A 24,479-nucleotide genomic window follows, 5' to 3' on the forward strand; every position below is an offset into this window, starting at 1 on the left:
CAAGGCCATGAAGTTATGGGTCGGGTTCGTGGCTGCAGGTGGGGTCTGATCTGGAGGAACGCCGGACGCGAGAAGCGGAGCCCCGGTAGAACTGGCTGGTCCGCCAAGACAAGCCGTTCACAGCACCGGAGGCTCCGCTGTCGGGTCAGTGTGTCATCAGCCGCGAGATCGCGGTAGCCGACGGTCTTTTCGCTCCGGGTCACTTGGGTGAGCTGACGCAGATCGTCCCGTTCGAGATGGCCGACGCCGCCCTGGCCGAGTGCGGGGCCGTCCAGCAGCGGTTGCGGAAACTCCCTGCCCGGGTGGTCGTTTACCTCCTCCTGGCTGCTGCTCTGTTCGAGGAGTGCGGCTATCCGGCCGTGTGGGCCAGGATGACCTCCGCACTGCGCTCCCTGCCTGTCCCGAAGATCACCGCGACGGCACTGTGGCACGCCCGCGCCAGGCTCGGCGTTCGCCCCATGCGGGCCCTGTTCGACCTGCTGCGCGGCCCGGCGAGCGCGATCCGCACCACCGGGGCCCGCTGGGCGGGACTGCTGGTCGTCGCCGTCGACGGCACGTACCTCGATGTCCCCGACGGTCCCGCCACCCGAGCCCACCTGGGCAAAGGCTCCAACCAGTACGCCACCTCGGGCTATCCGCAGATCTGCCTGGTCACCCTGGTCGCCTGCGGCACCCGGGCAGTGATCGACGCCGTCTTCGGCCCGCGCACCAGCGGCGAGACCACCCACGGCAAGCGCCTGGCCCGCTCCCTGCACGAGGGCATGATCGTCCTGCTGGACCGCGGCCTGTCCTCCAACGCCTTCCTGACCACGGTCGCGGACACCGGCGCCGCGTTCCTCGCCCGGCTGTCCGCCACCCGCAAGCCACCGGTCCTGCACCGCTTCGACGACGGCTCGTTCCTGTCCCGGATCGGCACGCTGGAGGTCCGCATCATCGAATGCGAGATCACCATCGCCACCACCGCCGGCCGCACCACCGGCGTCTACCGCCTGGCCACCACCCTGCTCGACCACCACCGCCACCCGGCATTCGAGCTGGTCAAGCAGTATCACGAGCGGTGGGAAGCGGAATCCGCCTTCTTCGCGATCAAGAAGTCCATGCTCGGACGCCGGGTCCTGCGCGCCCGGACCATGGCCGGCATCGCCCAGGAGGTCTACGCCCTGCTGACCGCCTACCAGCTGATCCGGATCGCCATCGCCGACGCCACCGCGACCCTCCCCGACGCGGACCCCGACCGGGCCAGCTCCAGCATCGCCCTCCAAACCGCCCGCGACCAGGTCATCCAGGCCGCAGGCGTGATCGCCGACACCGCCGTCGACCTCGTCGGAACCATCGGCCGCGCCGTCCTGAACCAGCCGATGACAGCACGCCGACTCCGCGTCAGTCCCCGCGCCGTCAAGCGACCACTGTCCCGATACGCGTACAAGAGCCTGCGCATGGACCGACGCACCTACAAGGCCACCATCAGCATCGACATCCTGTTGACAGGGCCCATCAGCCCATAACTTCATGGCCTTGGCCTAAACCGCGCTTCCGATCGGAGGAGACCATGAAGATCCACCGTTGACGAGGTCAAGTGCCAGAACCACGGCCTGTGCGCCATCTCGGCGCCGGATCACTTCGAGCTCGACGCCGACGGGAAGCTGGCGTACCGGGAGACGTTCGACGAGGAAAACCTCGACGCGATCGAGGACGCCATCGACTCGTGCCCCTTGCAGGCGATCGTCATGGACCGTGACGCCGCATGACTGGCGCAGCGCCGCGCATCGGCATCGTCGGCTCCGGCATAGCCGGCCTGCGGGCGGCCCAATCGGTCCTCACTTGCGAAACCGGTGCCAGGATCACCGTCTTCGGGGACGAGGCCCACCGCACGTACAACCGGCCGGGACTCACGAAGAAGCGGTACCCGCCGTCGGCCGACCTCAGGGCGGCCATCACCGAGGACCTGAGAGTCAAGGGGGCCGAGACCAGCGCGCTCGACTGGCACCTCGGCACCCGCGTCGAGGCGGCGGACCTGCGCGGCAGGGTCCTGCGCCTGAGCACCGGCGGAACGTTCGCCTACGACAGCCTGGTAGTCGCCTCGGGAGTACGCCCACGGACCGCCGCCCGTGACGACGAGGAGTGCGCCTCGCACGCGCACAGGACGCTGCGCGGTCTGGACGACGCGCACTCCATCCACCAGGAGCTCCATAGGAGAGAGGTGGTTACGATCGCGGGCGCCGGGTTCGTCGCGTGCGAACTGGCCTCGTTGGCCAAGGAGTACGGCTGCGACGTGGTCATGCTCGAAGCGATGAGGCACGGGCCCTTCGAGAACATCCTGGGCGAGGACGTCGCGCGAGCGCTCGGACGCTGGGTCACCGCGAACGGCGTCACCCTGCTGACAGGCGAGGCGGCGAAGGAGCTCCTCTGCGACCGCTCGGGAAGGCGCTCCGGAGGCGGACATGCGGCGTCGCCTCCCGGGGCGGCGTCCGAACGACCGCTCTTCATCGAGGCCATCGGCAGCGTTCCCAACGTGGAATGGCTGGACGGGAACGGCCTGGACCTGTCTGACGGGGTACGGGTCGACGAGTATATGCGCGTACTGGGGTGCGATGGCGTTTTCGCAGCCGGCGACATCGCCCGCTATCCCGACCCGTGGGGCACGGAAAAGCTAACCCGCATGGAATTCTGGAAAAATGCGATTGACACCGGCAATATCGCTGGGAAGACGCTAGCGTCGTCTCTGGGATACGGATCGAAGATGACCCGGATCGCGTACTTCCCCAGCATGGCTACCGAAGTATTCGGACTTCGCATCCAGATCGCGGGGAACTCCAGGAACGCGGACTCCATGGAGATCGTTCGCGGCGACCTCGAACGCCCCGGTGACGGAGTCCTCGTCACATACCTGCGGGAGAGCACGATCGTCGGGGCGGCCTACCTGGACAAAGGGGCCCAGTTCAACCGCCTCTACATCGAGCTCCTGAAGTCGCTGAAAACGCGCTAGCCCTATCGACCTCACCTCATTTGTCATAGCGCCAAGAATTCGAGAACGATCAGGAGGAATATCATGCAGGTTCGCAGGATTTCGGAGATCGAAGGTACTGACCGCGATGTCACGGCGGCGAGCGGCGCGTGGCGCAGCAAGCGCATCCTGCTGGCTTCGGATGGATTCGGGTACTCGGTTTCCGAGACCGTCGTGTACGCCGGAACCGAGACCGACATCTGCTACGCGAACCACGTGGAAGCCGTCTTCTGCATCTCCGGGAAGATGATTCTGGTCGACCGCGACGAGAACGAGGAACACGTCATCACGCCCGGCACCCTCCACATCCTGGACGACGCCGACAACCACACGATCAAGCCGATCGAGGACAGCACGTTCCTGTGCATCTTCACCCCGGCCCTCACCGGCCGTGAGGACCACGACGAGAACGGGGTCTATCCGCTGCTGACGGACGAGGTGGTGGAGACCAAGTAGGCCGCGCCGCGACACCCGCGCATCCCTGGAGTCCCTGCCAGGCCACTGGCAGGGACTCGGCGTCACCGCGTCCGGGACGGTCCCGGCGGCGGGTTGCCCCAGGACGGGCCGGGTAGGTGCGCACGATCATGGATCTGCCAGAAGGGAACCTACAGTGAAAGTCCTGTGGCTCACCGCCCACCCCGAACCCCGTTCCCTGAACGGCTCCTTGTACCGCGACGGTGTCCAACACCTCCTGGACCAGGGGCACGAGGTGCGCACCAGCGACCTGTACGCAATGAAGTTCGACCCGGTCGTCAGGGCCAGTGACTTCTCCCACCCCGACGGCGAGCGGCTCGTCGTCGGCAGCGCGGCCCAGCAGGCCTTCAAACGGGGCGCGTTGTCCCCTGACATCGCCGTCGAACACGACAAGTTGTCCTGGGCGGACACGCTCGTCGTGCAGTTCCCGTTGTGGTGGTACGGGATGCCGGCCATCCTCAAGGGCTGGTTCGACCGCGTCTTCGTCGGCGGGTTCGCCTTCGGCGTCCGCGACGCCCGGGGGCGCCAAGTGCGCTATGGCGAGGGGGCGCTCGCGGGTAAGCGCGCGATGGTCGTCGTCAGTGCCGGTGCTCGGGAGGCGAGCCTCGGCCCTCGCGGCGTCAACGGTGAGCTCAACGACCTGCTCTTCCCTCTCCAGCACGGCACGCTGTGGTACGCGGGGATCGAGGTCCTGCCCCCGCTGCTCGTCCACGGAGCCGACCGTGTGGACGAGGCCGCGTACGCCTTCCACGCGAACGTCCTGTGCCAGCGTCTCGAGGACCTTCCGTACACCGGACCGCTGCCGTTCCGCCACCAGAACCGCGGCGACTACGACGAGGACCTGGTCCTGCGCCCCGAACTCAACCCGCACGCCACAGGGACCGCCGCCCACTACCGCACTGAGAGCTGACGACGAGGCCGTCCTCGTCAGCCGCCGTGGAAGAACTGCGGCGAGCGCCTGGTGCGCGTGGGCCGGCGTGGTGGCGTTGGCGACGGTGAGGACGGCCCTCAGGCCGCGAAGCCGATGTTCGTCACGTACTCGTACTGGCCCCACTGACTGCCCAGGTCCGGCAGGACGCCGGTGGTCCAGGCGTCGTCGAGGGCGCGGCTGTCGCCGGCGGCCCAGGCAGTCACCATGCCCTCCCAGCGACGGACGTTGATCCGCCGGTACTCAAGAGTGCGCTGGTACGGCCTGGGAACCTGGGACTGGTTGAGAGGGTGGATCTCCACCCGGGTGCCGCCGCCGGAGTTGAGGCGCTTCAAAAGGTGGCGGGCGACGTTGTGGCGGCGCACCGTGCGATAGGCCCCTTCGATGCGTTCCAGATTGGCCTTCGAGGGCTTTTGCGTGCCGGCGAGCCATGCCTTCAGCGTGCGGTCGGTGACTCTCAGCCCGGCCGCGCGGGCGGCCTTCCATGCCGTGGGGGACGTGGTCAGGTAGTTCAGGCGGGCGAGCAGCCCGCGCCGGGTGGTGACGGAAGTGGCGATGAAGCCGGCCAGCGCGTCGAGTTGGCGGGCGACCAGGTCGCTTCCCCTGATGCCGCGGGCTCCGAACTTCCCGAAGTCATGGTTCCGCTCGGGCATCAGCCCTCCCCTCCCGCCACGTGCGCGCTGCCGGCCGTGTACACGTCCTTGACCTTGACCTCGGTGACGCCGCGGCCCTCACCGAAGACCCGCCGCCAGTCGCCGATGACGTGGAGTTCGTCGGTACCCATCGCCCGTACCACGGTCAGTCCCGCCTCGTGGGCCTTCAGCGCCTTCATCCACAGGTTGGCGAAGGCCTGGGAGCGGATCAGGTGCATCCAGTCCGGCCGGTACAGCTGACGGTTGTAGTTCGAGGTCCCCATCGTGGAGACGAACTTGGAGTACATCGCCTTCACGTACTCCAGCGTCACCTCGTCGCCGGCGGCGATCGCGGTGTCACGGGCGTCCTTGAGTACGATGCGGAACTTCTCCAGCAGGCCCTCGGTCGCCCCGGACGTGTACGACTCGTGGATCTCGGGCGGCTCGCACAGCCCGTGCTTGGGACCGGACAGGCGCAGCAGCAGACGGAGCGTGGGCTCGGTCACCCACAGCGGTCCCGGCTCGTCGCGCTGGCCGAGCGGGTTGGGCAACACGTCCTCACGGTCCCAGTGCGACGGGGTGATCAGGTGGACGCCGGCCCGGCGCCGGTCGTGACCGACCCCGCCTGCGGAGTGTTCCAACTGGCCGATCGGGAGGTGGGTCTTCAGGGCGGAGAGGTAGGCGCCGTTGATGTCGAGGGCGGTCACCTGATGCTCGCCCGGGGGCAGTTCGGCCCGCGTCCACTTCGGGCGGGCCTCCCAGATCTGGTCGGCGCCGTGCGCGGACTGTTTCTTGAGGATGTCCGGCATCCACGGGTGCGCGATCACGTCGTAACGCCCGCCGATCCGCGTCGCATCCAACAGCGCCATGGCGTCCGGGATCGCCTTCTTCACCAGCGCCGCCGTCGCCGCCTCCACATCGCCCTCGTGCGCCTCGAGCGCCTCGGCAACGGCCACCGCGATCGGACCGGACGGCTCGGCGTCGGACGCGGCCCTCACACGCCGGCCCGCGGGCACGGCCTTTACCGGCTTCGCCGTGCGGCCCTCCGACCGTTGGGCGGGGGTGTCGGGTGCGGGAGCTGTGGTGGCGCATTGGGCGGGGTCGAGGTGCTGGGGAAAACCGGCGACATGGTGGCGGGCGGGCTGCCCGCACAGGACGCACGGCTCGGGCGCGGCCAGAGCTTCGACGTCGTCCATGTCGTCGCCTGCGGTCGGCCCGGGTGCCGGGAACGTTGTGCTCTCGTCCTGTGCAGGCTGGGGCGCGGTGGCTTCGTCTGTGGGCGGTGGGGAGGAGGGTGCGAGTTTCGCGGCCAGGCCGTCGAGGAGGTAGGCGTACTTCGTTCTGAGTTCCCCGGAGGGGTCCCGGCCGGTCTCCCACCCTGTGACCGTGGCGGGGCTCACCCCGAGGGTCCGGGCTACCTGGGCCTTCGACAGGGCGGCCCGCTCGCGCAGCCCGCGGCGTACCTGCGCCTCAGGGAGCGCGGGCTGGGGAGTGAGGGAGGCGAGCAGCGAGTCGATCGCGTCGAAGTCGCTCATCGGTCCGCGGCTTTCAGATGTAGGTGACGGGGTTGCGGGACAGGTGCGGGCTCGGCGTGGGCCGGCCCACGCGCGCATCACCGCGCAGCAGGTCGCCCTCGAGGGCGTAGCGGTCGCCGTGCTTGGAGATCCCGGTGATCCTCGCGACGGCGAGCACCGTGCCGTCGGTGTTGATGATCTGCACCTCGTCATGGGACAGGGCCCGGTCGGCGTTGAACTTCCAGATGCCGCGCCCCGCCTGCCAGGCTTCCTCCTCCGACATTCCGGGATGCCATCCGATCGTGGTGCGTCCCAGCCCGTCGTCCGCGTCAGCGGGCCGTTCGGCTCCCAGCTGGATCTGCAGCACCCCGTCCACCCTCCGCCAGACAACTCTTTGACTTGTTGCGAAGTTACCAGCAACGGGATAACTTCGCAACAAGTTAAAGAGTTGCCAACGCGCCCGGCGGACAGACGAGCCCGCCGCCCAGGCAACCAGGGAGAGACACATGGCCAAGGCCCACGGTGAGGTACTGCGCGGCGTCCGCGAGGGCATCTGCACCTCGTGCGGCACACCCCGCGCCGAGCTGGTCCACCTGCGGTTCGCCCCCGACGCGGACATCCGCCGCTGCAGCGAATGCGGCAGCGAGACCCCACTGGAGATCCTCGTCTTAGCCCCGCCGAGCGAAGTCCGCCCCGGCACCGACCAGATCCGGACTGCGCGGGTCGCCCTTTCCAGCTGCGCCCGGGCAGCGACGTGCTCCTCGAACTCGCCGGGCCCGCTCCCGCTTCCCGCTTCGTCTCGTTTCACAGGGACCTCGACGAGCTGGTCATCCCCACCGGCCGAAGCGGCCCTGGAACAGCAAACACCGTTGCGGCAGCAGAGCGCGCCCTCATGCAGTTGACGTATTCGCCCCGATCGCGGACCACTCGCAGGGCCTGCCCCGTACAGTCCGGCTATGGAGCTGACCTTGGTGGATGTCATGCCGGGTGAACGTGCCCTCGTGGCCGATGTGGCGCCGCTGATCTGCGCCCTGCGCCCCCGGCTCACCCCCGAGCGGTTCGTCGGGCTCGCAGCCGAGGCGTACTCCCACGGTCTTGTCTACACCGGTGTGTACCGGGAGGACGGCCGGTGCGTCGGCGTCGCGGGGCACCGGATCACCTCCACCAGCCGCGGCCGGGTACTCTTCATCGACGACCTCGTCATCGATCCGGAGCTCAGGTCCTGTGGCATCGGCGCGCGGCTCATGGACGCACTGGTCGAACGCGCCCGCAGGGCGGGGTGCGCACGCGTGGAACTCGATTCCGGAGTGGCCAACCACGGCGCGCACCGCTTCTACCACGCGCGCTCGATGGCGATCAGCGCGTTCCACTTCGCTCTGGAGATCGGATGAGGCCAGCTCCCTGCGCGGACGATGAGTTGACACAGTGCGCAGGCCCGCGTTGGCAGCAGGCTGCCTGCGTCCCAGGATGTTGGGCATGTTTCTGCAGCGTGTCGCCAACAAGGGGATCCAGCTGGGGACGGTCTTCGACCGAGCGGCGGCCCGCCATCCGGCGAGTCCCGTCTATCTGGACCACGATCTCGACATCGCGCCCGTGCTCGGGCGCCGCCTGACGCTCACGGAGTTGGCCGATCTGATCGACGACTTCGCCTCCCGGTTGTGGGCCGCGCGGGTGCGCCCGGGAGAACGGGTCGTCATCCACAAGTCGGACGGGTTCGACATCTCATTGCTCGCCTACTGCGTCGCGCGCGTCGGTGGTGTGCCGGTGCTGCTCTCCCCGAAGCTGGACGGCGCCACGGTCGCCGAACTGCTGCGGCGGATCGGTCGGCCCACCCTGGTCACGGACGAGGCCAAGCTGACGCGGGACCTGCCGGCCGAGGTCTTCGAGCTGTCGGAACGGGTGCTGGTGGCCGCCGGCAGCTTCCCGGGGGCGGTGTCGCTCGCCTCGCTGGCCGGGTGCGAGCGCGTGCCTGCGGTGACCATGCCGCAGGACCTGCCGGCGCTGATCACGCACACCTCGGGCACGACCGGCCTGCCGAAGCTGGCCGTCCAGACGGGGCACACGATTCTGGCTCGCTGCCGTCCGCAGTCGGTGCTGCTGGCCCCGGTGGGGCGACGGGAGCCGATCGCCGTCCACGTCTCATTCGCGCACTCGCGCATGATCAGCGGGGCGGCGCTGTTCGCGCTGCGCGGCCATCCGCTGATCCTGCTGCGCGACGACGCCCTGGAGGACGCGGCCGAGATGTTCGCACGGGTACCGCCGGGTGTCATCGAAGCGCATCCCAACACGCTGCTGCACTGGGAGGTACTCGCGGACCACCCGGCGAAGCCGCTGGCGAGGGTGTGCTGTTTCAGCAACACCTTCGACGCCATCCATCCCCGCACCGTGGCCACCCTGCTGGCCGCCTCGGAGCGGGCCGTGCCGTTCTTCGCCCAGACCTACGGTCAGAGCGAGACCGGCGCCATCGCAGCCCGTACGTACACCCGGCGCCACCGCTTCGGCGCAGACGGCAGGTGCGTGGGGCGGACCTTCCCGGGGATGACCGACGTCCGGGTGGTGAGCCGCAACGGGCGTCCGCCCGCCAAGGACTCGCCCGGCTTCATCGAGGTGCGCAGCGGCGGACGGATCGTCACCTACCTGGGCGAGCAGGAACGTTTCGACCAGCAGATCTCGCCGGACGGCTGGTGGCGGATGGGAGATCTCGGCTACCGCACCAGGTGGGGATGCCTGCACCTACTGGACCGCGAGGTGGACGAGATCCCGGGTATCAGCAGCACGCTGGAGATCGAGGACAAGCTCTTCACCCGGCTGCCGGAACTACTGGAAGTCATCATCGTCCCGGACGAGAGCGGCACGCCCGTGCCGGTGGTGTGCACGCGCGACGACCAGCCGCTCGACCGGGCGCGCTGGAGCCGGGCGGTGGCCGACCTGCCCGCGCTCGCCGCGCCGGCGCAGCGGCGGTTGGACGAGCTGCCGCAGACCGCCACCACCAAGATCAAACGCCTGGAGCTGGCACGGCTGCTGACGCAGCCTCAGGACGGTCGCTGACAGCCGGGCCGGCGTTCCGAAGGAGGACCGGGCGGGGCCCGGGGCAGGATCCCGCCCGGCCTCAAAGACCGTGCCCCGTCATGGGAGGACGACGTCCAGCAGCACCGGCCGGTCCTGGACGGTGCCGGAGCGCCGGATCGCGGCGTCCAGTTCACTCGGGGTGGTGCAGCGCATGCCGACGCAGCCCATCGACTCGGCCAGGCCCACCAAGTCCGCCTGCGGACGGTCGGCGTCACGGCGCAGCACGGCGACCCTGAAGGGGATGCCGTTCAGGGCCCCGGTGGCCAGCTCCCGGCCCGTAGCCAGGAAGCAGTCCTCGCCGGTGACCGCCCAGACCGTCAGGTCCGGGCGGCCGAAGGCGGCACCCAGGGCGGCTGGTACGGCGTACCCGGTCGGCCCCGCCGTTGCGCTGGGGCACTCCTCGGCCCACAGGGCGTGGCCGCCGGGCCCGACCACGTACGCCGTGGGCCGCTCCGAACCACGGGCCAGGGCGGCCGTCACCGACTCGGGAGTCAACGGGGCATCCGTGTGATTGCCTGCCGGGATCGCGGGCACGGCGGGGACGAGGCCAGGACGCTGCGCCGGCGGGGTGTACTGGATCGCGGGTGCGGACACCTGCTGCTGCAGCGCGTCCTTGGTGATGTCCACCAGCACCGGCCCGGCCTCCTCGTCAGCGGCCAGTCGAAAGGCTTCCAGTACTCGGTCAGCGATCTCATGTGCGTCGGTGACCAGGAAGTTGTGCCGGGTGATCGACCGTGTGATGCCGCAAATGTCGACTTCCTGGAAGGAGTCCCTGCCGAGGAGGGAGCGCGGGACCTGACCTGTGATCGCCACCAGCGGCACGCTCCTGGCGTGGGCGTCGGCGATCGCCGTGACAAGGTTGGTCGCTCCAGGGCCGGAGGTGGCCATGCACACCCCGACCCGGCCGGTGGCCAGGGTGTATCCGACGGCCGCGTGGCCGGCACCCTGCTTGTGGCGGACCAGTACGTGCTGGATGGCCGAGGCGTCGAGCAGCGCGTCGTACGCGGGCAGGATCGCGCCGCCCGGCATGCCGAAGACGATGTCGGTGCCCGCCGCCTCGAGCGCGCGCATCAGGCAGTCCGCGCCGGTGACGGGTGGGCCGACGGGTTCCGGGACGGTGCCAGGAGCCGCACTCGTGGGCGTGTCCAGAACGGTCATCGTCCCTCCTCCTCTGTGGTCCGGACGTCGGCCGCGCGGGCGGTGACCACCAGCCAGACCAGGGCGACCACGGCGAGCACGGCTCCCAGCGCATAGGTGAGTCCCAGTCCCGACGAGAGGCTCAGTCCGCCGATGACCGTACCCAGGCCGATGCCGAGGTAGATGCCGGAGGAGTTCAGCGACACCACCAGCGGGGCCTCCTGAGGGGCGGCGGCGATCAGCCGGTGCTGCTGCGGGGGTGTCTGGCACCAGCTGCTGGCTCCCCAGGTGAAGGCGAGCACGCCGACCAGGGCCGTGAGGTCCCTGGTGGAGGTGGCTGCCATCCAGGCCAGCACGGCGAAGGTGAGCGCCATGACGGCGTAACCGACCGTCAGCACCCGCACTGCGCCGACCCTGTCGGTGGCCTGGCCGGCGAGGAGATTGCCGACCACGGCGCCGAGTCCGTACAGGAACAGCATCAGGACCATGGCGGAACCGGGCACGCCCACCGCCCCGAGGGCCGGGACACTGTACGCGTAGGCGGTGTAGCACGCGGCCATGCCGAGGGTCGTCAGCGGCAGCACGGCCAGCACGCCGGGCCTGCGCAGCATGGCCAGCCGGGTGCGCAGCGGCACCCGGCCGGCTCCGGGAAGCCGGGGCATGACCAGGAAGACGCCGACCGCGCACAGCATGCAGAGCGCCGCCACTCCCCCGAACGCGATGCGCCAACTCGTCCAGCGCGCCGCGACGTTGCCGAGCGGCACACCGAGGGCGGTGGCGATGGTCAGTCCGCCGATCACCACGGCCAGGGCCCGCGCGCGCAGTTCCGTACGGACCAGTGCGGCGCTGACCGCCCCCGCGTTGGGCGTGTAGGCGGCGGCTCCGGCGGCGGCGATGATTCGGCTGACCATCAGAACGGGGTAGTTCGGCGCGAGCGCGGAAAGCAGGTTCGCCAGGCCCAGGACGGTCAGCGCGCCGACGAGCAGTGCCCGCCGGGGCAGCCGCGCGGTCAGCGTGGCGAGCACGGGTGACAGGACGGCGTAGGCCGCGGCGAACAGCGTGACGGACTGCCCGGCGGCGGAGGTGGACACGTGCAGCGAGTGGGCCATGGCGGGGAGGAAGCCCGCGGTGATGAAGGCGTCCGTGCCCACTGCGAAGGTGCCCAGGGCGAGCACGAAGGTGGGCGCGAGCCCGCCGTCCCCGGCAGGAGTCTGCTGTGGTGTGGGCTTGGCCCTCGAATCCCTATTCAGGACATTGGACATCCAGAATCTCCATCTGTTGCGGCCCTTCCAGGAAGCGGTGGGATCCGCGGACGCCGACGGCCGCCGGCCCCTGCGTCATACTCCGGGGCGGGCGCTGATGCGGTCGTAGGTGTGGCGGATCCGGCGCGCGGAGCTGGTCGGCGCCAAGGCCATCAGATCGGCAATGGTCTGCCCGGCGAGCTCGCGCCGCCAGGCCAGTTCCGCTCGGCGCATCGCGGTGGCGATGCCGCACGGTTGCGCGAACTCACGCGCGGAGGTCTCCGCGCCCGCTGCCCCTTGCTGCCGGATCTCCGTGCAGCAGAAGAGCGTTTCGCGTCCCTCCAGGGCGGCGACGACATCCATGAGTGTGATGTCTTCCGGGGCTCGCGCGAGCTGCACGCCACCCCGCGGGCCGGGGATCGAGGTGAGGACCCCCGCTCTGACCAAGCGCTGGAGGCACTTGTTGAGATACGTGGGCGAGATATCGAAGAGGGCGGCGAGCTTCGCCGAGGGCACCGGCCCGTTGTCGAGCCAGGCCAGCGTCAGGCAGCAGTGCAGCCCCCACTCCACGCCTTCACCCATGCGCATACCTGGATACTAACTATCCAGAATTCTCCGCGCCACTCCATCCGGACGGGATGCGTCTGGTGACGCGCCGTCAGATAGTCGGCGTTCAGGGCACCGTGACAAGTCCGCGACTTGACAGACCCGGCCGCACGCCTTTGACCCCCCTCCCGGCCCATGGCGAGGATTCCTGCCATGGCTGAGACGACGACTTCCGAAACCGCCGACCTCTTCCAAGTCAGTGCCGAGACGTCGGTGCATGCCGCACCCACCGAGGTGTACACGCTGATCAGCGACATGCCGCGGAGCGCCGAGTGGAGTCCGGAATGCCAGGGCGGCATCTGGGTGGAAGGCGAACCGGCCACGGCCGGTGCCGTCTTCCGGGGCGAGAACGTCCGCAGCGCGGACGTCGTTGCCTGGGCACCGGTCGTACGCGGCAGGTGGACCACGTACGCCGAGGTGGTGGCCGCCGAACCGGGCCGCACCTTCCGGTGGGCCATGCGCGACAGTGCGGGCCGCCGTCAGGAGAGTGTCTGGGGCTTCGACATCGCTCCGGCGCCGGAGGGCAGTCTGCTCGTGCACCACTTCCGGATGGGCCGGGCCACCGAGGGCATACGAGGGATCACCGCCGGGATGGACGGCCAGGCCAGGCAGCGCTTCTTCACGGAGTGGTCCGACAAACTCCAGCACGACCTGACGAGCACCCTCCAGCGGATCAAGGCCGTCATCGAGCAGCACTGAACCGAAGGGCAGTCAGGTGCTTCTGCAACGCGTGGGGAACAGAGGTATCCAACTGGGCAGGCTCTTCGAGCGAGCTGCCGCCCGGCATGCGTCGAACGTCCTCATCCTGGACCATGACCTCGACATCGCCCCGGAGCTGGGCCGCCGTGCCACCATCGCCGAGGTCGCCGACCTGATCGACGACCTCGCCTCGCGGCTGTGGGCGGCGGATGTCCGGCCGGGTGACCGCGTGGTGGTCTACAAGTCCGACGGCTTCGACATCACGCTGCTCGCCTGCGCGGTCGCCCGCGTCGGCGCCGTGCCGGTGCTGCTCTCACCCATGTTGGACGGCGCGACGGCCGCGGAGCTCGTCCGCCGGACCGGCCGGCCCCACCTGATCACGGACCAGGCGAAGCTCGAGCGCGAACTGCCGGGCGACGCGACCGACGCGGCCGAGCAGGTGCTGCTCACCTCCGGCAGCCATCCGGCAGGCATCGGGCTGGGCTCGCTGGCGGGTGCCGCCCGCGCCGACCCCGTCACCATGCCCGCCGACCATCCGACGCTGATCACCCACACCTCCGGCACCACCGGCATCCCCAAACTGGCCGTGCACACCGGCTTCAGCCTGCAGTCGCGCTACCGACCCCAGGCATCCGTCCTCGCCCCGCTGATCAGCGGGCGGGAGACCATCGCCATGCACGTCTCGTTCGTGCACTCCCGGCTGATCACCGCGCTGGCCATCTCGCTCCTGCGGGGTTTCCCGATAGTGATGCTGCGCGACGCGGACGCCGCACACGTCGCCGAGATCTTCGCCCGGCTCAAGCCCGGCATCCTGGAGGCGCATCCCAACTCCTTCGTGGAGTGGGAGGAGCTGACGGACGACCCGCGCGGCCCGCTGTCCAACGTCAAGCTGTTCAGCAGCACCTTCGACGCCATCCATCCGCGCACCGTGCATCGCCTGCTGCACGCGACCAGCCGCCGGTCGCCGGTCTTCGGCCAGCTCTACGGGCAGAGCGAAGTGGGCCCCGCGGTGGCCCGCGGCTTCACCCGGCGGCGCTCCTTGGAGGACGACGGCCGCTGCGTCGGCTTCCCCTTCCCCGGCTTCACCGATGTGCGAGTGGTGAGCCGGGGCGGCCGCCCCCCGTCAGCCGACCACCCGGGCTACATCGAGGTGCGCAGTAACGGACGGGTGGTCACCTACCTGGGCGAGCAGGAACGTTACGACCGGCAGCTCTCGCCCGGCGGCTGGTGGCGGATGGGCGATGTCGGGTACCGCAGCAGGTGGGGCTGCATCCATTTGCTCGACAGGGAGGTCGACCTGATCGAGGGATTCGGCAGCACCCTGGCCGCCGAGGACGCGCTGCTCAGCCAGCTGCCGCAGCTGGTCGAGGTGATCATCGTCCCGGACCAGGACGGCCGCCCGGTGCCCGTCGTGTGCACCCGCGGCGACACGCCGCTCGACCCGGCCGCCTGGCGCGCCGCCGCCGCCGAACTGCCACCCATGCGCGATCCGGTGCAGTGGCAGCACGGCGAACTGCCGCAGACGGCCACGACCAAGATCAAGCGACTGGAACTCGCCCGGCTGCTTGCGGCCGGCTCAGCCACCGAAGGGAAACGGAGCCGCTAGGACGTGTTGAGGCAGGCAACGTTCACCCGTCAAGGAGCGGCGTCATGACAGTCTCCTGCTCGAAGAGCTGCGGGGAGCGTGCCGGGCGTCGCGACGGGGCGAACGTGCCTGTCACGGCGCTGGATGCCCGAGCCGCCGCGGCAGCGGCTTCTGCCCGCGACGTGAACTGCCCGTACTACCGGCGGCTGCGACTTCCGCACGGACACGAACTACCCATACCTGCCGGACGAGTCTCCATCTCAGACGCACGGCGCGGCCGACTTGATGAAGTCCTCGGCACTTGACGGAGTGCGCGGACCGACGTTGTCGCAAGCGGCAGCCGAGGCCGAGCCTTTCCAGTGCCCCCGCGAGAAGCCGGGGCCCCTCACCAACCCACCCTTGGGGGACCGTTGTTGACATCTCTGCTGGACGGCTGTGTCGACCGGCCGGTCCTGCATCAGCCGCTATGGGAAGACCGGCCGGAACTCAGGTGCGTCACGGCCGAGTTGGCCCAGCGGCCGCAGCTGGTCAGCGCGACCGACGTGGCCCGGCTGCGCGCCCTGCTGGCCCGGGTCGCCGCCGGCGAGGCGATGGTGGTGCAGGCAGGCGACTGCGCCGAGGACCCGGCCGAATGCGAGCCGGGCTCCGTCGCCCGCAAGGCAGGTCTGCTGGACGTCCTCGCGGGCGTGCTGAGGATGGTGACCCACCGGCCGGTGCTCCGGGTCGGCCGGATCGCGGGGCAGTTCGCCAAGCCGCGCAGCAATCCGACCGAGATGGTCGGGGGCATCGAACTGCCAGTCTTCCGAGGGCACATGGTGAACGGCCCGGAACCGGATCCCGCCCGCAGGCGCCCCGATCCGCAGCGGCTGCTGATCGGCTACGCCGCCGCCGGCGAGGCGATGACCCACCTCGGCTGGCTGAGCGAGCCCCATTGGCCCGGCATCAGCCCCGAGGTGTGGACCAGCCATGAAGCGCTGCTGCTCGACTACGAGATCCCCATGACCCGCCCCACGGAGGACGGAGGCCTGCTCCTCGCCTCCACCCACTGGCCGTGGATCGGAGAGCGGACCCGGCAGGTCGAAGGGGCCCACGTCGACCTGCTCGCGACGGTGGCCAACCCCGTCGCCTGCAAAGTGGGCCCGAGCATGACCCCGGATGAACTGCTGGCCCTGTGCGAGCGGCTCGATCCGACCCGGGAGCCCGGCAGGCTCACCTTGATCTCCCGGATGGGAGCGGACCACGTCCGCGAGCGGCTGCCGCGGTTGGTGAGCGCCGTCAAGGGAGCGGGACACCCCGTCATCTGGCTCACCGACCCCATGCACGGCAACACCGTCACCACGCCGGACGGCCTCAAGACCCGTCTGGTGGAGACCGTCCTGCGCGAAGTGGAGGGCTTCCAGGGCGCGGTGCGCGCCGCGGGCGGCGTGGCCGGCGGACTGCACCTGGAGACCACGCCGGACGACGTCACCGAGTGCGCCCAGGACGACACGCACCTCGCCCGGGTCGGCCACACGGACACGTCCTTGTGCGATCCGAGGCTCAACCCCGAGCAGGCGGTGGCGGTCGTCGCCGCCTGGCAGGACTGAGTCCGGCCGTTCGCAGCCCGGCGGCACCAGTGCACACCCCCGCAGAACACCCGCAGACACGGAGACAGGGAGACAGGGAGGCACGGAGGACGTGGAACACACGGTTGCCATCGTCACCGGAGCGGCCGGAGGCATCGGCGCAGCGGTGGTACGGGCCCTGTCCAAGCGCGGCGCCGTCGTGGCCGCGATGGACCGGGACAAACAGCGCCTGACCGACCTGGCCGACAAGCTCGCCACGGAGGGCCTGACCGTGCACGGTGTCCCGGTGGACGTCAGCGACGCCGACGCTGTCGAGGCCGCTGTCGAGGAGGTAGAGCAGCGGCTGGGCCCCGTCGAGTACCTGGTCAACGCCGCCGGCGTGCTGCGCCTCGGCCCGGTTCTCGGCTATTGCGACGAAGACTGGCGTACGACGTTCGCAGTCAACGTGAACGGGGTCTTCCACACCTCCAGGGCAGTGGTCGACCGCATGGCGCGGCGCCGGCACGGGGCCGTCGTCACGGTCGCGTCCAACGCGGCGTACGTGCCGCGCAGCGCGATGGCCGCCTACGCGGCGTCCAAGGCCGCCGCGGCCATGTTCACCAAGAGCCTGGGCCTGGAGGCGGCCCAGTACGGGATCCGCTGCAACGTGGTGGCACCCGGTTCCACCGACACCCCGATGCTCACCTCGATGTGGCAGGACGAAAGCGGCCCCGCGGCCACCGTGCACGGCGACCCGGACTCCTTCCGGGTGGGCATCCCCCTCGGCAGGATCGCCCAGCCCTCCGCCATCGCGGACGCCGTCGTCTTCCTGCTCTCCGCGGAGGCCTCCCACATCACCCTCAGCCACCTGACCGTCGACGGCGGCGCGGCGCTGGGCGCCTGACCGACGTCCGGCCCGACCGAAGGGAAGCGATGGCCGGCATACCCACCATCGAGCCGTACCGCATGCCGACCGCGGGCGACCTGCCCGCCAACACCGCCGACTGGGCGGTGGATCCGGCGCGCGCCGTCCTGCTCATCCACGACATGCAGCGCTACTTCGTAGCCCCGCTCCCGCAGGAGGCTCCGCGGGCGGAGCTGGTGCGGAACATCGCGGCACTGCGCAGCCACTGCACCGCGCTCGGCATGCCCGTGGGCTACACCGCGCAACCGGGCGGCATGACCGAGGAGGATCGCGGCCTGCTGCGGGACTTCTGGGGCCCCGGCATGCGGGTCGACCCCGCGGACCGGTCCGTGGTCGACCCGCTCGCCCCAGCCCCCGGGGACTGGATGTTCACCAAGTGGCGCTACAGCGCCTTCCACCGTTCCGACCTGCTGGAGCGCATGCACGCGCACGGTCGCGACCAGCTGATCGTCTGCGGCGTATACGCGCACGTCGGCGTCCTGATGACCGCCGTCGACGCTTTCACTCGGGACATCCAGGTCTTTCTCGTCGCCGACGCCGTGGCGGACTTCTCCGAGCGGCACCACCGGCAGGCACTGCGGTACGCGGCGGACCGCTGCGGCATGGTCGTCACCACGAAGGAGATCCTGGCGTGATGACGCCGAGTCACCGGTACGAGGAGGCGCTGGCGCGGATCCTGGCGCCGAGCCCCCCGGCCTTCGCCCTGCTGCACCGACCGGAGACCACCAGTCCCGGCACCGTCGACGTCCTCCTCGGCGAGACCTCGACGGCGGACACGACCGACCGGATCCCGCCGGTCGGCAAGGTGCTGGCGCTCGTCCCGTACCGGCACATCGCAGAGCGCGGCTTCGACAGCCCCGACGACGGGGAGCCGCTGATCGCGCTCACCGTCACCGAGCACGGCCTGGCCCCGGTGCCCGAGCTGCTCGGCCGGATACCCGACCGCCCCATCAGGCTGACCGGCAAGCACTTCGACGTGGCGGACGACGACTACGCCGAGATCGTGCAGCGGGTGATCACGGAGGAGATAGGAACCGGCGCGGGCGCCAACTTCGTCATCCGGCGGTCCTTCGTCGCCGACATCACCGACTACACGGTGCACAGCGCCCTGGCCTTCTTCAAGCAGCTGATGGTGCGTGAGTCGGGCGCGTACTGGACCTTCGTCGTGCACACCGGGGACCGCACGTTCGTCGGGGCGACGCCCGAGCGGCATGTCAGCGTGCGCGAGGGCACGGCGGTGATGAACCCGATCAGCGGGACGTACCGCTACCCGGCCTCGGGGCCGACGCTGACCGGGGTGATGGACTTCCTGGCCGACCGCAAGGAGACCGAAGAGCTGTACATGGTGGTCGACGAGGAGCTCAAGATGATGGCCCGGGTCTGCGAGGCCGGCGGCCGAGTGGCCGGACCGCACCTGAGGGAGATGGCCCGGCTCGCGCACACGGAATACTTCATCGAGGGCCGCACCGAACTCGACCCGCGGGAGATCCTGCGCGAGACCATGTTCGCCCCGACGGTGACGGGCAGCCCGCTGGAGAGCGCGGCCCGCGTGATCGCCAGGTACGAACCCCAGGGACGCGGCTACTACAGCGGCGTCATCGCGCTGATCGACCGCGATGCGGCGGGCGGGCCGACACTGGACTCGTCCATCCTGATCCGCACTGCCGACATCGACCGGACCGGCCGGGTCCAAATCGGCGTGGGCGCCACCCTGGTACGGCACTCCGACCCGCGTGCCGAGGTGGCGGAGACGGCGGCCAAGGCGGCAGGCCTGATCGCCGCACTGGAGGCGGCGGACCGGGACAGCCTGGGCGGGCACCCCGAGGTCAGGGCCGCTCTGCGGGGCCGCAACGCCGATCTGGCCGAGTTCTGGCTCATCGCTGAGGAAGAGCGGCGTCGCCCCGAGCCGGCGCTGGCCGGGCGCCACGTCCTGGTAGTGGACGCCGAGGACACCTTCACCTTCATGATCGGGCACCAACTGCGCTCCCTCGGCCTGGAGGTGACGGTCCGCCGGTACGACGAGGACTGTTCCTTCGAAGCGTACGACCTGGTCGTCATGGGCCCCGGCCCGGGCGATCCGTGCGAGAGCGGTCACCCCAAGATCGCGTGCCTACGGGGGGGCGTGGACGCCCTGCTGGCCGAGCGGCATCCCTTCCTCGCCGTCTGCCTGAGCCACCAGGTGCTCGCCCGGCGGCTCGGCCTGCCCCTGGTGCGGCGTGACGTGCCGAACCAGGGGGTGCGGCGGGAGATCGAGTTCTTCGGCCGCACGGAGCAGGTGGGCTTCTACAACACCTTCGCTGCCCGCAGCGCCTGGGAGACCCTGGACTGCCCGGGGATCGGCGCCGTCCAGGTGAGCCGGGACCCGGACACCGGCGAGGTGCACGGGTTGCGCGGCCCGCACTTCGCGTCGATGCAGTTCCACGCCGAATCGGTGCTCACCCGGGACGGGGTACGGCTGACCGCGGACCTGATCGCCGATGTCCTGGCCGCTGCGCAGAGCCGTGGCCGCGGCTCCCTCCACAGCGGCGACGGCTCCCCGGTCAGGGCGGCCCGGGGGGTGGCCTTGCCAGCGCTCTCCACGGTGTCGGCCTCCGGATCCGACAGAGCGATGACGACGCCGTCCGTCCGAAGTGGATCCGGCCGGGCGTGATCACCCGGTGCGGATCACGACGCCGAGGTCGGCAGTACCGGTCAACGAGAAGTAGCCGACGGCGCCGGAGCAGACACCACGCGGGCCGCCTTCGAGCCGGTCAGTGATCTGCGTGGTGCGCACCGTCGGCGCGTCGGTCATCGAACCCGGCGGGATGACCGCCCGCGCGCACCGATGGGCAGACATGCGTCAGGACTCGTCGCCGACACCGGCCGTGGCGGGTGTCGGCGACGAGTTCATGGCCGGGGGCTTCCCGCGCCCCCGCGGGGCCGGGAATCAGGAGGCGGAGCGCGTTCTGGCATCGGCGCGGTCGCTCAGGGCTGCCACCGCGTGCGCCGCCGACGCCAGCGTGACGTGGCGGTGCCAGCCGTTGTAGGAGCGCCCGGCGAAGTCCCGGATGCCCACCTGCTCCGTGATCGCGCCGAAGTCCCGGTCGACCCGCCCGATCAGGCGGCTCAGCCGGAACAGCGAGGGCAAGGGCACGGCCGCTAGATCGGTGAGCCAGAACTCGGTGGGCCAGTGCGGACCGCACGGCCCCGTGCCGAGCAGCAGCAGGTCGGGGCCCGTGGCCGGGGCTGCTATCCGGCCGCGGGAGGGCAGCCGGACCGGCGTCGCCGCCACCAGGTGGCTGCGCAGCCGCCGCTGGGTGGTGTGGTCCGACCACAGCACCGGGCGGCGCAGCTCCCGTGCCGCACCGACGAGCTGATGTGCCGGCATCAGGTCGCTCCCGTGCCCGGCAGGCGGCGCCTCGGCCGGTGTGAGCGGCAGTGCGCTGCCGACCCGGACCAGGAACGGGACCCCGGTCGCCCGCAGCCGCCACAGCAGCGCGGCGGCGTCCAGCTCTTGGGCGTCCATCACCACCGGCCGCCGGGGCAGCTCGCGGTCCGCAATGAGCTCCAGGAAGGCCTCCACCGCGCAGTCGCTCAGCGTTTCGGCGCCCGCGCTGTCCGGGATCGCCGCCTGGCTGCGGCGCGGCACGTCGTCCAGCCAGGACCGGCCCAGGTGCAGCCGCCAGGTGACCGGGAAACTCAGCTCCTCGGCGGCGGCCCAGATCCCCACCGCGCGCTGCGCATTGAGCACCTGCCCGAGGTCGGGGACGAATCTGCGGTCGACGCCGACCGAGTGCTCTCCGGCCTTGGGTATGACGATCGGCCGGACCGCCCAGGCCTGCGGTGCGGCCGTGCCGGCAAGGTACCGGGCCAACGCCCGCCGGACCGGCACCCAGTCCCAGGTGGAGCTGGAGATGAAGTGGTGCAGGCTCTGCTCCGCCGCCGGGCCGCCCACCAGAGCGGCGATCTTGCGAATCGACTTCCGGCCCTCCACCGCCAGGAGTCCCCGCACGTACTGGGTCCCCCTCCGGCGCTGGTCGCTCCGCGGCAGCGAGGCGAACAGCGCCGAGCACACGTCGCGGAAAACGTGCTCCTGGGCCTCGGCGCGCCCTCTGCCGACGAACTCGTACACAACGGAAGTGCTCATGGCTCCCCCTGCATCGCCTGCGGTATCCGTCCGGGCTCCCTTGTCACGCTGGGCGGCGCGGCTGGGACCAGGTGAGCCACCTCGCGTCTTGGGACGACCGGGTGATCGAACGTGTGCCTCGTTCGCTGTGCCGCGGACCCAGAACAACTCAGGTTCTCAGGTCCTCTGAGATGTGACCTTAGCAAGTCCCACGAAGCACGGAAAGCCCTTCCCTTCACGGGCGTTGGCCCTCCGGAGAGGGCGCCCAGCACCCCGCGGAGTTGACAAACGATCAGCCGGTTCGGCTGTGGACCGCTCGGCTTCTGCCATGATCCGGGCCATGCGAGCAGCATTCATCGAGCGGCTGGGGCCGGCGGAGAACATCCGCTGCGGCGAGCTGCCCTCTCCCGTGGCCGGCCCGACCGACGTCCTGGTCGATGTACTGGCCACCACGGTCAATCCGGTGGACACTTTCGTCCGCTCCGGGGTGTTCCGGACGGCGCTCCAGTATCCGGCTGTGATCAGCCGGGACCTGGTGGGCACGGTGACCGCCGCCGGCGCGGGCGCTCCCAGCTTCGCCGAGGGCGATTGGGTGTGGACCAACAGCGCGGGTCACGGCGGACGCCCGGGGGCAGCCGCCGAGCAGGTGGCCGTGGCGGCCGACCGCCTCTACCACCTGCCCGAGGGGGTGGACCCGGTGGCGGCGGTGGCTGCCGTGCATCCGGCGGCCACCGCATACCTGGCCCTGTTCACCCACGGGCGGCTGCGGGCCGGGGAGACCGTACTGGTGGCCGGCGCGGCCGGCAACGTCGGCAGCGCGCTCGTCCGCTTCGCCGCCGACGCCGGTGCCAGGGTGATCGCCACGGCCTCGACCGGCGACGCCGCGTACTGCCGCGACCTCGGTGCCGAAACCGTATTCGACTACCGGGATCCGGAACTCACCGAGCGGGTACGCGAGACGAGTCCCGAGGGCATCGACGTCCATCTCGACACGTCAGGCAGCAACGACCTGGCCGTCGCCGTCGAGTTGCTCGCCCACCGCGGCCGGATCGTGCTGCTGGCGGGTGCCCGCTCCGTCCCGCACCTGCCGGCGGGCCCGCTCTACATGAAGGACGGCTCGATCGTCGGCTTCGTCATTTCCCACGCCACCGCCGCGGAGCTGTCCGAGGCGGCCCGCGCCATCAACCGGCTGCTCGCGAATGGCCGCCTGCTGCCCCGCGCCGTCGATGCCCGGCCGCTGTCCGCCGCCTCCGAGGCCCACCGACGGATGGAACGGGGAGAGTTGCGCGGCAAGCGGCTGGTCCTCGAGGTCCGGGCAGCCCGGTCTACCTCGCCGGCCCCTGCCGCGACGACCCCGCGTGCGCTGTCATGACCCGGCGCAGGATGTCCGCCACGTCGCCGGTGTGCTGCTGAGTGAAGAAGTGGCCTCCGGGAAGCACATGGACGCGCAAGCCCGAGGACGTGTGCCGCTCCCACGCCCGTACGTCTTGGGTGCTGGTGAGGGGATCCGCAGTGCCCATGAGGGCGATGACGGGACAGTCGACCGCCGAGTCCGCTTCGGGGCGGTAGCGGCTGTGCGCCATGAGGTCCCCGCGTATGACGGGCAGGAACATACGGCGCAGCAGCGGATGGTCCAGAAGGCCGGCGTCGGGGCCTCCCAGCGATTTGATCAGCTCGATCAGCGGCTTGTCGCGGTCCTCCGAGTCATCGCGGACATCGCTGACACAGTCCAGGGCAGGCAGCTTGAGGCGGGACGGGGCAGGGTGCCCGGAGGCCACGAGAACGATGCGCCGCTGGTCGGGCATGCGCCGGACGACTTCATAGGCCACCGCCGCCCCCAGGCTGTGGCCGAAGAAGATCATCGGTCCGGCCTCGCCCCTCCGGATGAGCGCCCCCGCCACCTGATCCGCGAGGACGTGAACATCGGTGAAGAGGGGCTCTCGCCCGCGTTCCGCCCGCCCCGGGTACTGGACGCACGCCGTCCGGGCCAGGTCGGCCACCCGCGCCGCGAGCTCCTGGTAGGAACCGGCGGAGCCGCCTGAATGCGGGAAAAACAGGACTGTCCAGGGTGTAGTGGGCGATACGGCGGCAGGGAAGCGCCGCATCCAGGGTTCGGTATCGAGCATGGCCACCCGTTTCCAAAAGGAACGACGCAGGTCAGAGGGAGTGGAGCAGGGCGAGTGTCTGCTCCAGTTCCTCCCGCAGCGCGCGTCCCGCCGCCGCGGCATCTCCCTGCACGACCGCATTCACCAGTACGGCGTGCCCTTCGTCGCCGTGGTTCGGGTTGTCGGAGCGCAGGCCGACCAGCTCGACCAGGTCCAGGAGCCGTCGTTGCAGCACGGGTACGAACTCGGTGAACAGGCCGGTGAGGACCGGGTTGTGCGCCGCGGCGACCACAGTCTCGTGCAGGGCGATGTCAGCCTCGACGAACTCGGCGTTGCCGGCGTTCGCGGCGTCACGTCGTCTGGCCAGGGCCTCGTGGAGGGCCGCGGTGTCGTCGTCGGTCCGGCGTTGCGCGGCCAGCTGCGCGGCCTCCACTTCGACGAGCATGCGGACCTCGTAGACGTCGGTGATGGCCGCCTGGCGGAGCTGGGTGGGCCAGTCCTCCTTGGGTTTGGTCGCGATGACGAAGACGCCGGATCCCTGACGTGCCTGCACCAGCCCGGCGCCGGCCAGTGCCCGCAGGGCCTCACGGACGGTCGAGCGCCCGACCCCGAGGGACTTGGCCAGGGCTGTCTCGCCGGGGAGCTTCGTCCCCACGGACCAGTCACCGCCGGTGATCTGCTCGCGCAGGTGCTCGGTGGCCTGTTCGACCAAGGGGGACGGCCGCAAGGCGCCTAGTGACATGTGAGGTTCACCTTCCTACACCTCTCGGGTTGTCTGAGGAGCTGAGTTGTCGTTACTGTACCCCGCATGCTGCTGCACGAGCTCCTTCTCCTCGGCTGCCGCTGCGGGGCCTGACACGACCGGCACCCCGCAGCGGGGTGTCGGGCTGCGCCGGTCACCGGATGGCCGA

23 protein-coding genes and 1 pseudogene are annotated in these 24,479 nt (G+C 70.4%); 14 read left to right on the plus strand and 10 right to left on the minus strand.

Features of this window, described 5'->3' with window-relative positions:
- The first annotated feature begins 203 nt into the window (after window positions 1–203).
- From B9S61_RS33865 to B9S61_RS33885, 5 genes and pseudogenes are all read left to right on the plus strand, one after another.
- Window positions 204–1,505 (plus strand): IS4 family transposase, encoded by a 1,302-nt coding sequence (locus tag B9S61_RS33865; RefSeq protein WP_258039752.1) that lies wholly within the window; start codon window positions 204–206, stop codon window positions 1,503–1,505.
- Window positions 1,506–1,571: 66 nt separating this feature from the next.
- Window positions 1,572–1,748: pseudogene (locus B9S61_RS33870) on the plus strand (ferredoxin); the annotation flags it as partial.
- A complete protein-coding gene (locus B9S61_RS33875) occupies window positions 1,745–2,986 on the plus strand; it encodes an NAD(P)/FAD-dependent oxidoreductase (RefSeq protein ID WP_103545599.1) in 1,242 nt (413 codons plus the stop codon). The pseudogene B9S61_RS33870 and the gene B9S61_RS33875, both read left to right, overlap by 4 nt.
- 63 nt (window positions 2,987–3,049) lie before the next feature.
- On the plus strand, window positions 3,050–3,460 hold the full coding sequence (locus B9S61_RS33880) for an ectoine synthase (RefSeq protein ID WP_103545600.1): 411 nt from the start codon (window positions 3,050–3,052) through the stop codon (window positions 3,458–3,460).
- A 154-nt stretch (window positions 3,461–3,614) separates the two neighbouring features.
- Window positions 3,615–4,388 (plus strand): NAD(P)H-dependent oxidoreductase, encoded by a 774-nt coding sequence (locus tag B9S61_RS33885; protein ID WP_103545601.1) that lies wholly within the window; start codon window positions 3,615–3,617, stop codon window positions 4,386–4,388.
- 98 nt (window positions 4,389–4,486) lie between these two features.
- Here the strand turns inward: B9S61_RS33885 and B9S61_RS33890 are convergent, their stop codons facing one another.
- Genes B9S61_RS33890 through B9S61_RS33900 form a run of 3 tightly spaced genes read right to left on the minus strand, consistent with a single transcriptional unit; the run spans window position 4,487 to window position 6,919 of the window.
- Entirely contained in the window at window positions 4,487–5,059 is a 573-nt protein-coding gene (locus B9S61_RS33890) for a transcriptional regulator (protein ID WP_103545602.1), read from the minus strand.
- The gene (locus tag B9S61_RS33895) at window positions 5,059–6,573 is read right to left on the minus strand and encodes a helix-turn-helix transcriptional regulator (RefSeq protein ID WP_103545603.1); all 1,515 of its coding nucleotides are present in this window, start codon (window positions 6,571–6,573) and stop codon (window positions 5,059–5,061) included. Before B9S61_RS33895 ends, B9S61_RS33890 begins: the two co-directional genes overlap by 1 nt.
- A 13-nt stretch (window positions 6,574–6,586) precedes the next feature.
- The gene (locus B9S61_RS33900) at window positions 6,587–6,919 is read right to left on the minus strand and encodes a hypothetical protein (protein WP_103545634.1); all 333 of its coding nucleotides are present in this window, start codon (window positions 6,917–6,919) and stop codon (window positions 6,587–6,589) included.
- A 589-nt stretch (window positions 6,920–7,508) separates the two neighbouring features.
- Here B9S61_RS33900 and B9S61_RS33905 point away from each other — a divergent pair.
- On the plus strand, window positions 7,509–7,943 hold the full coding sequence (locus B9S61_RS33905) for a GNAT family N-acetyltransferase (protein ID WP_103545604.1): 435 nt from the start codon (window positions 7,509–7,511) through the stop codon (window positions 7,941–7,943).
- 85 nt (window positions 7,944–8,028) lie between these two features.
- On the plus strand, window positions 8,029–9,600 hold the full coding sequence (locus tag B9S61_RS33910; protein ID WP_103545605.1) for a class I adenylate-forming enzyme family protein: 1,572 nt from the start codon (window positions 8,029–8,031) through the stop codon (window positions 9,598–9,600).
- Between the two features lie 78 nt (window positions 9,601–9,678).
- On the opposite strand, the gene B9S61_RS33915 is transcribed toward B9S61_RS33910, so the two are convergent.
- The 3 genes from B9S61_RS33915 to B9S61_RS33925 form a co-directional block, all read right to left on the minus strand.
- Window positions 9,679–10,779: a thiamine pyrophosphate-binding protein gene (locus B9S61_RS33915; RefSeq protein WP_103545606.1), complete on the minus strand. Its 1,101-nt coding sequence runs from the start codon at window positions 10,777–10,779 to the stop codon at window positions 9,679–9,681.
- A complete protein-coding gene (locus B9S61_RS33920; RefSeq protein WP_103545607.1) occupies window positions 10,776–12,020 on the minus strand; it encodes an MFS transporter in 1,245 nt (414 codons plus the stop codon). Before B9S61_RS33920 ends, B9S61_RS33915 begins: the two co-directional genes overlap by 4 nt.
- Window positions 12,021–12,095: 75 nt before the next feature.
- Entirely contained in the window at window positions 12,096–12,587 is a 492-nt protein-coding gene (locus B9S61_RS33925; protein ID WP_103545608.1) for an Rrf2 family transcriptional regulator, read from the minus strand.
- 171 nt (window positions 12,588–12,758) lie between these two features.
- Here B9S61_RS33925 and B9S61_RS33930 point away from each other — a divergent pair, with 171 nt between their 5' ends.
- The 6 genes from B9S61_RS33930 (at window position 12,759) to B9S61_RS33955 (ending at window position 20,008) form a co-directional block, all read left to right on the plus strand.
- Window positions 12,759–13,304, plus strand: a complete 546-nt coding sequence (locus B9S61_RS33930; RefSeq protein WP_103545609.1) for an SRPBCC family protein — start codon at window positions 12,759–12,761, stop codon at window positions 13,302–13,304.
- Window positions 13,305–13,320: 16 nt separating this feature from the next.
- Window positions 13,321–14,910, plus strand: coding sequence for a class I adenylate-forming enzyme family protein (locus B9S61_RS33935; protein ID WP_103545610.1), 1,590 nt, complete (start codon window positions 13,321–13,323; stop codon window positions 14,908–14,910).
- 392 nt (window positions 14,911–15,302) lie between these two features.
- On the plus strand, window positions 15,303–16,475 hold the full coding sequence (locus B9S61_RS33940) for a 3-deoxy-7-phosphoheptulonate synthase (RefSeq protein WP_374936268.1): 1,173 nt from the start codon (window positions 15,303–15,305) through the stop codon (window positions 16,473–16,475).
- A 91-nt stretch (window positions 16,476–16,566) separates the two neighbouring features.
- Entirely contained in the window at window positions 16,567–17,337 is a 771-nt protein-coding gene (locus B9S61_RS33945; protein ID WP_103545612.1) for a 2,3-dihydro-2,3-dihydroxybenzoate dehydrogenase, read from the plus strand.
- A 29-nt stretch (window positions 17,338–17,366) separates the two neighbouring features.
- On the plus strand, window positions 17,367–17,993 hold the full coding sequence (locus B9S61_RS33950) for an isochorismatase family protein (protein WP_103545613.1): 627 nt from the start codon (window positions 17,367–17,369) through the stop codon (window positions 17,991–17,993).
- Window positions 17,993–20,008, plus strand: a complete 2,016-nt coding sequence (locus B9S61_RS33955) for an anthranilate synthase family protein (protein WP_103545614.1) — start codon at window positions 17,993–17,995, stop codon at window positions 20,006–20,008. The genes B9S61_RS33950 and B9S61_RS33955 overlap by 1 nt, the downstream gene beginning before the upstream one ends.
- Here B9S61_RS33955 and B9S61_RS42910 read toward each other — a convergent pair whose 3' ends face one another.
- The gene (locus B9S61_RS42910) at window positions 20,009–20,194 is read right to left on the minus strand and encodes a chorismate-binding protein (RefSeq protein ID WP_103545615.1); all 186 of its coding nucleotides are present in this window, start codon (window positions 20,192–20,194) and stop codon (window positions 20,009–20,011) included.
- Window positions 20,195–20,284: 90 nt separating this feature from the next.
- A complete protein-coding gene (locus B9S61_RS33965; RefSeq protein ID WP_103545616.1) occupies window positions 20,285–21,484 on the minus strand; it encodes a transposase in 1,200 nt (399 codons plus the stop codon).
- A 319-nt stretch (window positions 21,485–21,803) separates the two neighbouring features.
- Here B9S61_RS33965 and B9S61_RS33970 point away from each other — a divergent pair, with 319 nt between their 5' ends.
- The gene (locus B9S61_RS33970) at window positions 21,804–22,835 is read left to right on the plus strand and encodes an NADPH:quinone reductase (protein WP_103545635.1); all 1,032 of its coding nucleotides are present in this window, start codon (window positions 21,804–21,806) and stop codon (window positions 22,833–22,835) included.
- Here the strand turns inward: B9S61_RS33970 and B9S61_RS33975 are convergent.
- Window positions 22,789–23,709: a thioesterase II family protein gene (locus tag B9S61_RS33975; protein WP_103545617.1), complete on the minus strand. Its 921-nt coding sequence runs from the start codon at window positions 23,707–23,709 to the stop codon at window positions 22,789–22,791. The two genes, B9S61_RS33970 and B9S61_RS33975, sit on opposite strands and share 47 nt — an antisense overlap.
- Window positions 23,621–24,310, minus strand: a complete 690-nt coding sequence (locus tag B9S61_RS33980) for a FadR/GntR family transcriptional regulator (RefSeq protein WP_103545618.1) — start codon at window positions 24,308–24,310, stop codon at window positions 23,621–23,623. The genes B9S61_RS33975 and B9S61_RS33980 overlap by 89 nt, the downstream gene beginning before the upstream one ends.
- Between the last annotated feature and the right edge of the window lie 169 nt (window positions 24,311–24,479).

The sequence above is a fragment of the Streptomyces sp. SM1 genome (genome assembly GCF_002910825.1).
In the GTDB taxonomy this organism is placed as follows: Bacteria; Actinomycetota; Actinomycetes; order Streptomycetales; family Streptomycetaceae; genus Streptomyces; species Streptomyces okerensis.

Bases quoted from the DNA above. Each gene is read 5' to 3' on its own strand.
- B9S61_RS33910 (WP_103545605.1), top strand. From the start codon at position 8,029: ATGTTTCTGCAGCGTGTCGCCAACAAGGGGATCCAGCTGGGGACGGTC.
- B9S61_RS33965 (WP_103545616.1), bottom strand. From the start codon at position 21,484: ATGAGCACTTCCGTTGTGTACGAGTTCGTCGGCAGAGGGCGCGCCGAG.
- B9S61_RS33915 (WP_103545606.1), bottom strand. From the start codon at position 10,779: ATGACCGTTCTGGACACGCCCACGAGTGCGGCTCCTGGCACCGTCCCG.
- B9S61_RS33930 (WP_103545609.1), top strand. From the start codon at position 12,759: ATGGCTGAGACGACGACTTCCGAAACCGCCGACCTCTTCCAAGTCAGT.
- B9S61_RS33925 (WP_103545608.1), bottom strand. From the start codon at position 12,587: ATGCGCATGGGTGAAGGCGTGGAGTGGGGGCTGCACTGCTGCCTGACG.
- B9S61_RS33970 (WP_103545635.1), top strand. From the start codon at position 21,804: ATGCGAGCAGCATTCATCGAGCGGCTGGGGCCGGCGGAGAACATCCGC.
- B9S61_RS33880 (WP_103545600.1), top strand. From the start codon at position 3,050: ATGCAGGTTCGCAGGATTTCGGAGATCGAAGGTACTGACCGCGATGTC.
- B9S61_RS33955 (WP_103545614.1), top strand. From the start codon at position 17,993: ATGACGCCGAGTCACCGGTACGAGGAGGCGCTGGCGCGGATCCTGGCG.
- B9S61_RS33895 (WP_103545603.1), bottom strand. From the start codon at position 6,573: ATGAGCGACTTCGACGCGATCGACTCGCTGCTCGCCTCCCTCACTCCC.
- B9S61_RS33975 (WP_103545617.1), bottom strand. From the start codon at position 23,709: ATGCGGTCGTGCAGGGAGATGCCGCGGCGGCGGGACGCGCGCTGCGGG.
- B9S61_RS33950 (WP_103545613.1), top strand. From the start codon at position 17,367: ATGGCCGGCATACCCACCATCGAGCCGTACCGCATGCCGACCGCGGGC.
- B9S61_RS33890 (WP_103545602.1), bottom strand. From the start codon at position 5,059: ATGCCCGAGCGGAACCATGACTTCGGGAAGTTCGGAGCCCGCGGCATC.
- B9S61_RS33980 (WP_103545618.1), bottom strand. From the start codon at position 24,310: ATGTCACTAGGCGCCTTGCGGCCGTCCCCCTTGGTCGAACAGGCCACC.
- B9S61_RS33905 (WP_103545604.1), top strand. From the start codon at position 7,509: ATGGAGCTGACCTTGGTGGATGTCATGCCGGGTGAACGTGCCCTCGTG.
- B9S61_RS33875 (WP_103545599.1), top strand. From the start codon at position 1,745: ATGACTGGCGCAGCGCCGCGCATCGGCATCGTCGGCTCCGGCATAGCC.
- B9S61_RS33920 (WP_103545607.1), bottom strand. From the start codon at position 12,020: ATGTCCAATGTCCTGAATAGGGATTCGAGGGCCAAGCCCACACCACAG.
- B9S61_RS42910 (WP_103545615.1), bottom strand. From the start codon at position 20,194: ATGTCTGCCCATCGGTGCGCGCGGGCGGTCATCCCGCCGGGTTCGATG.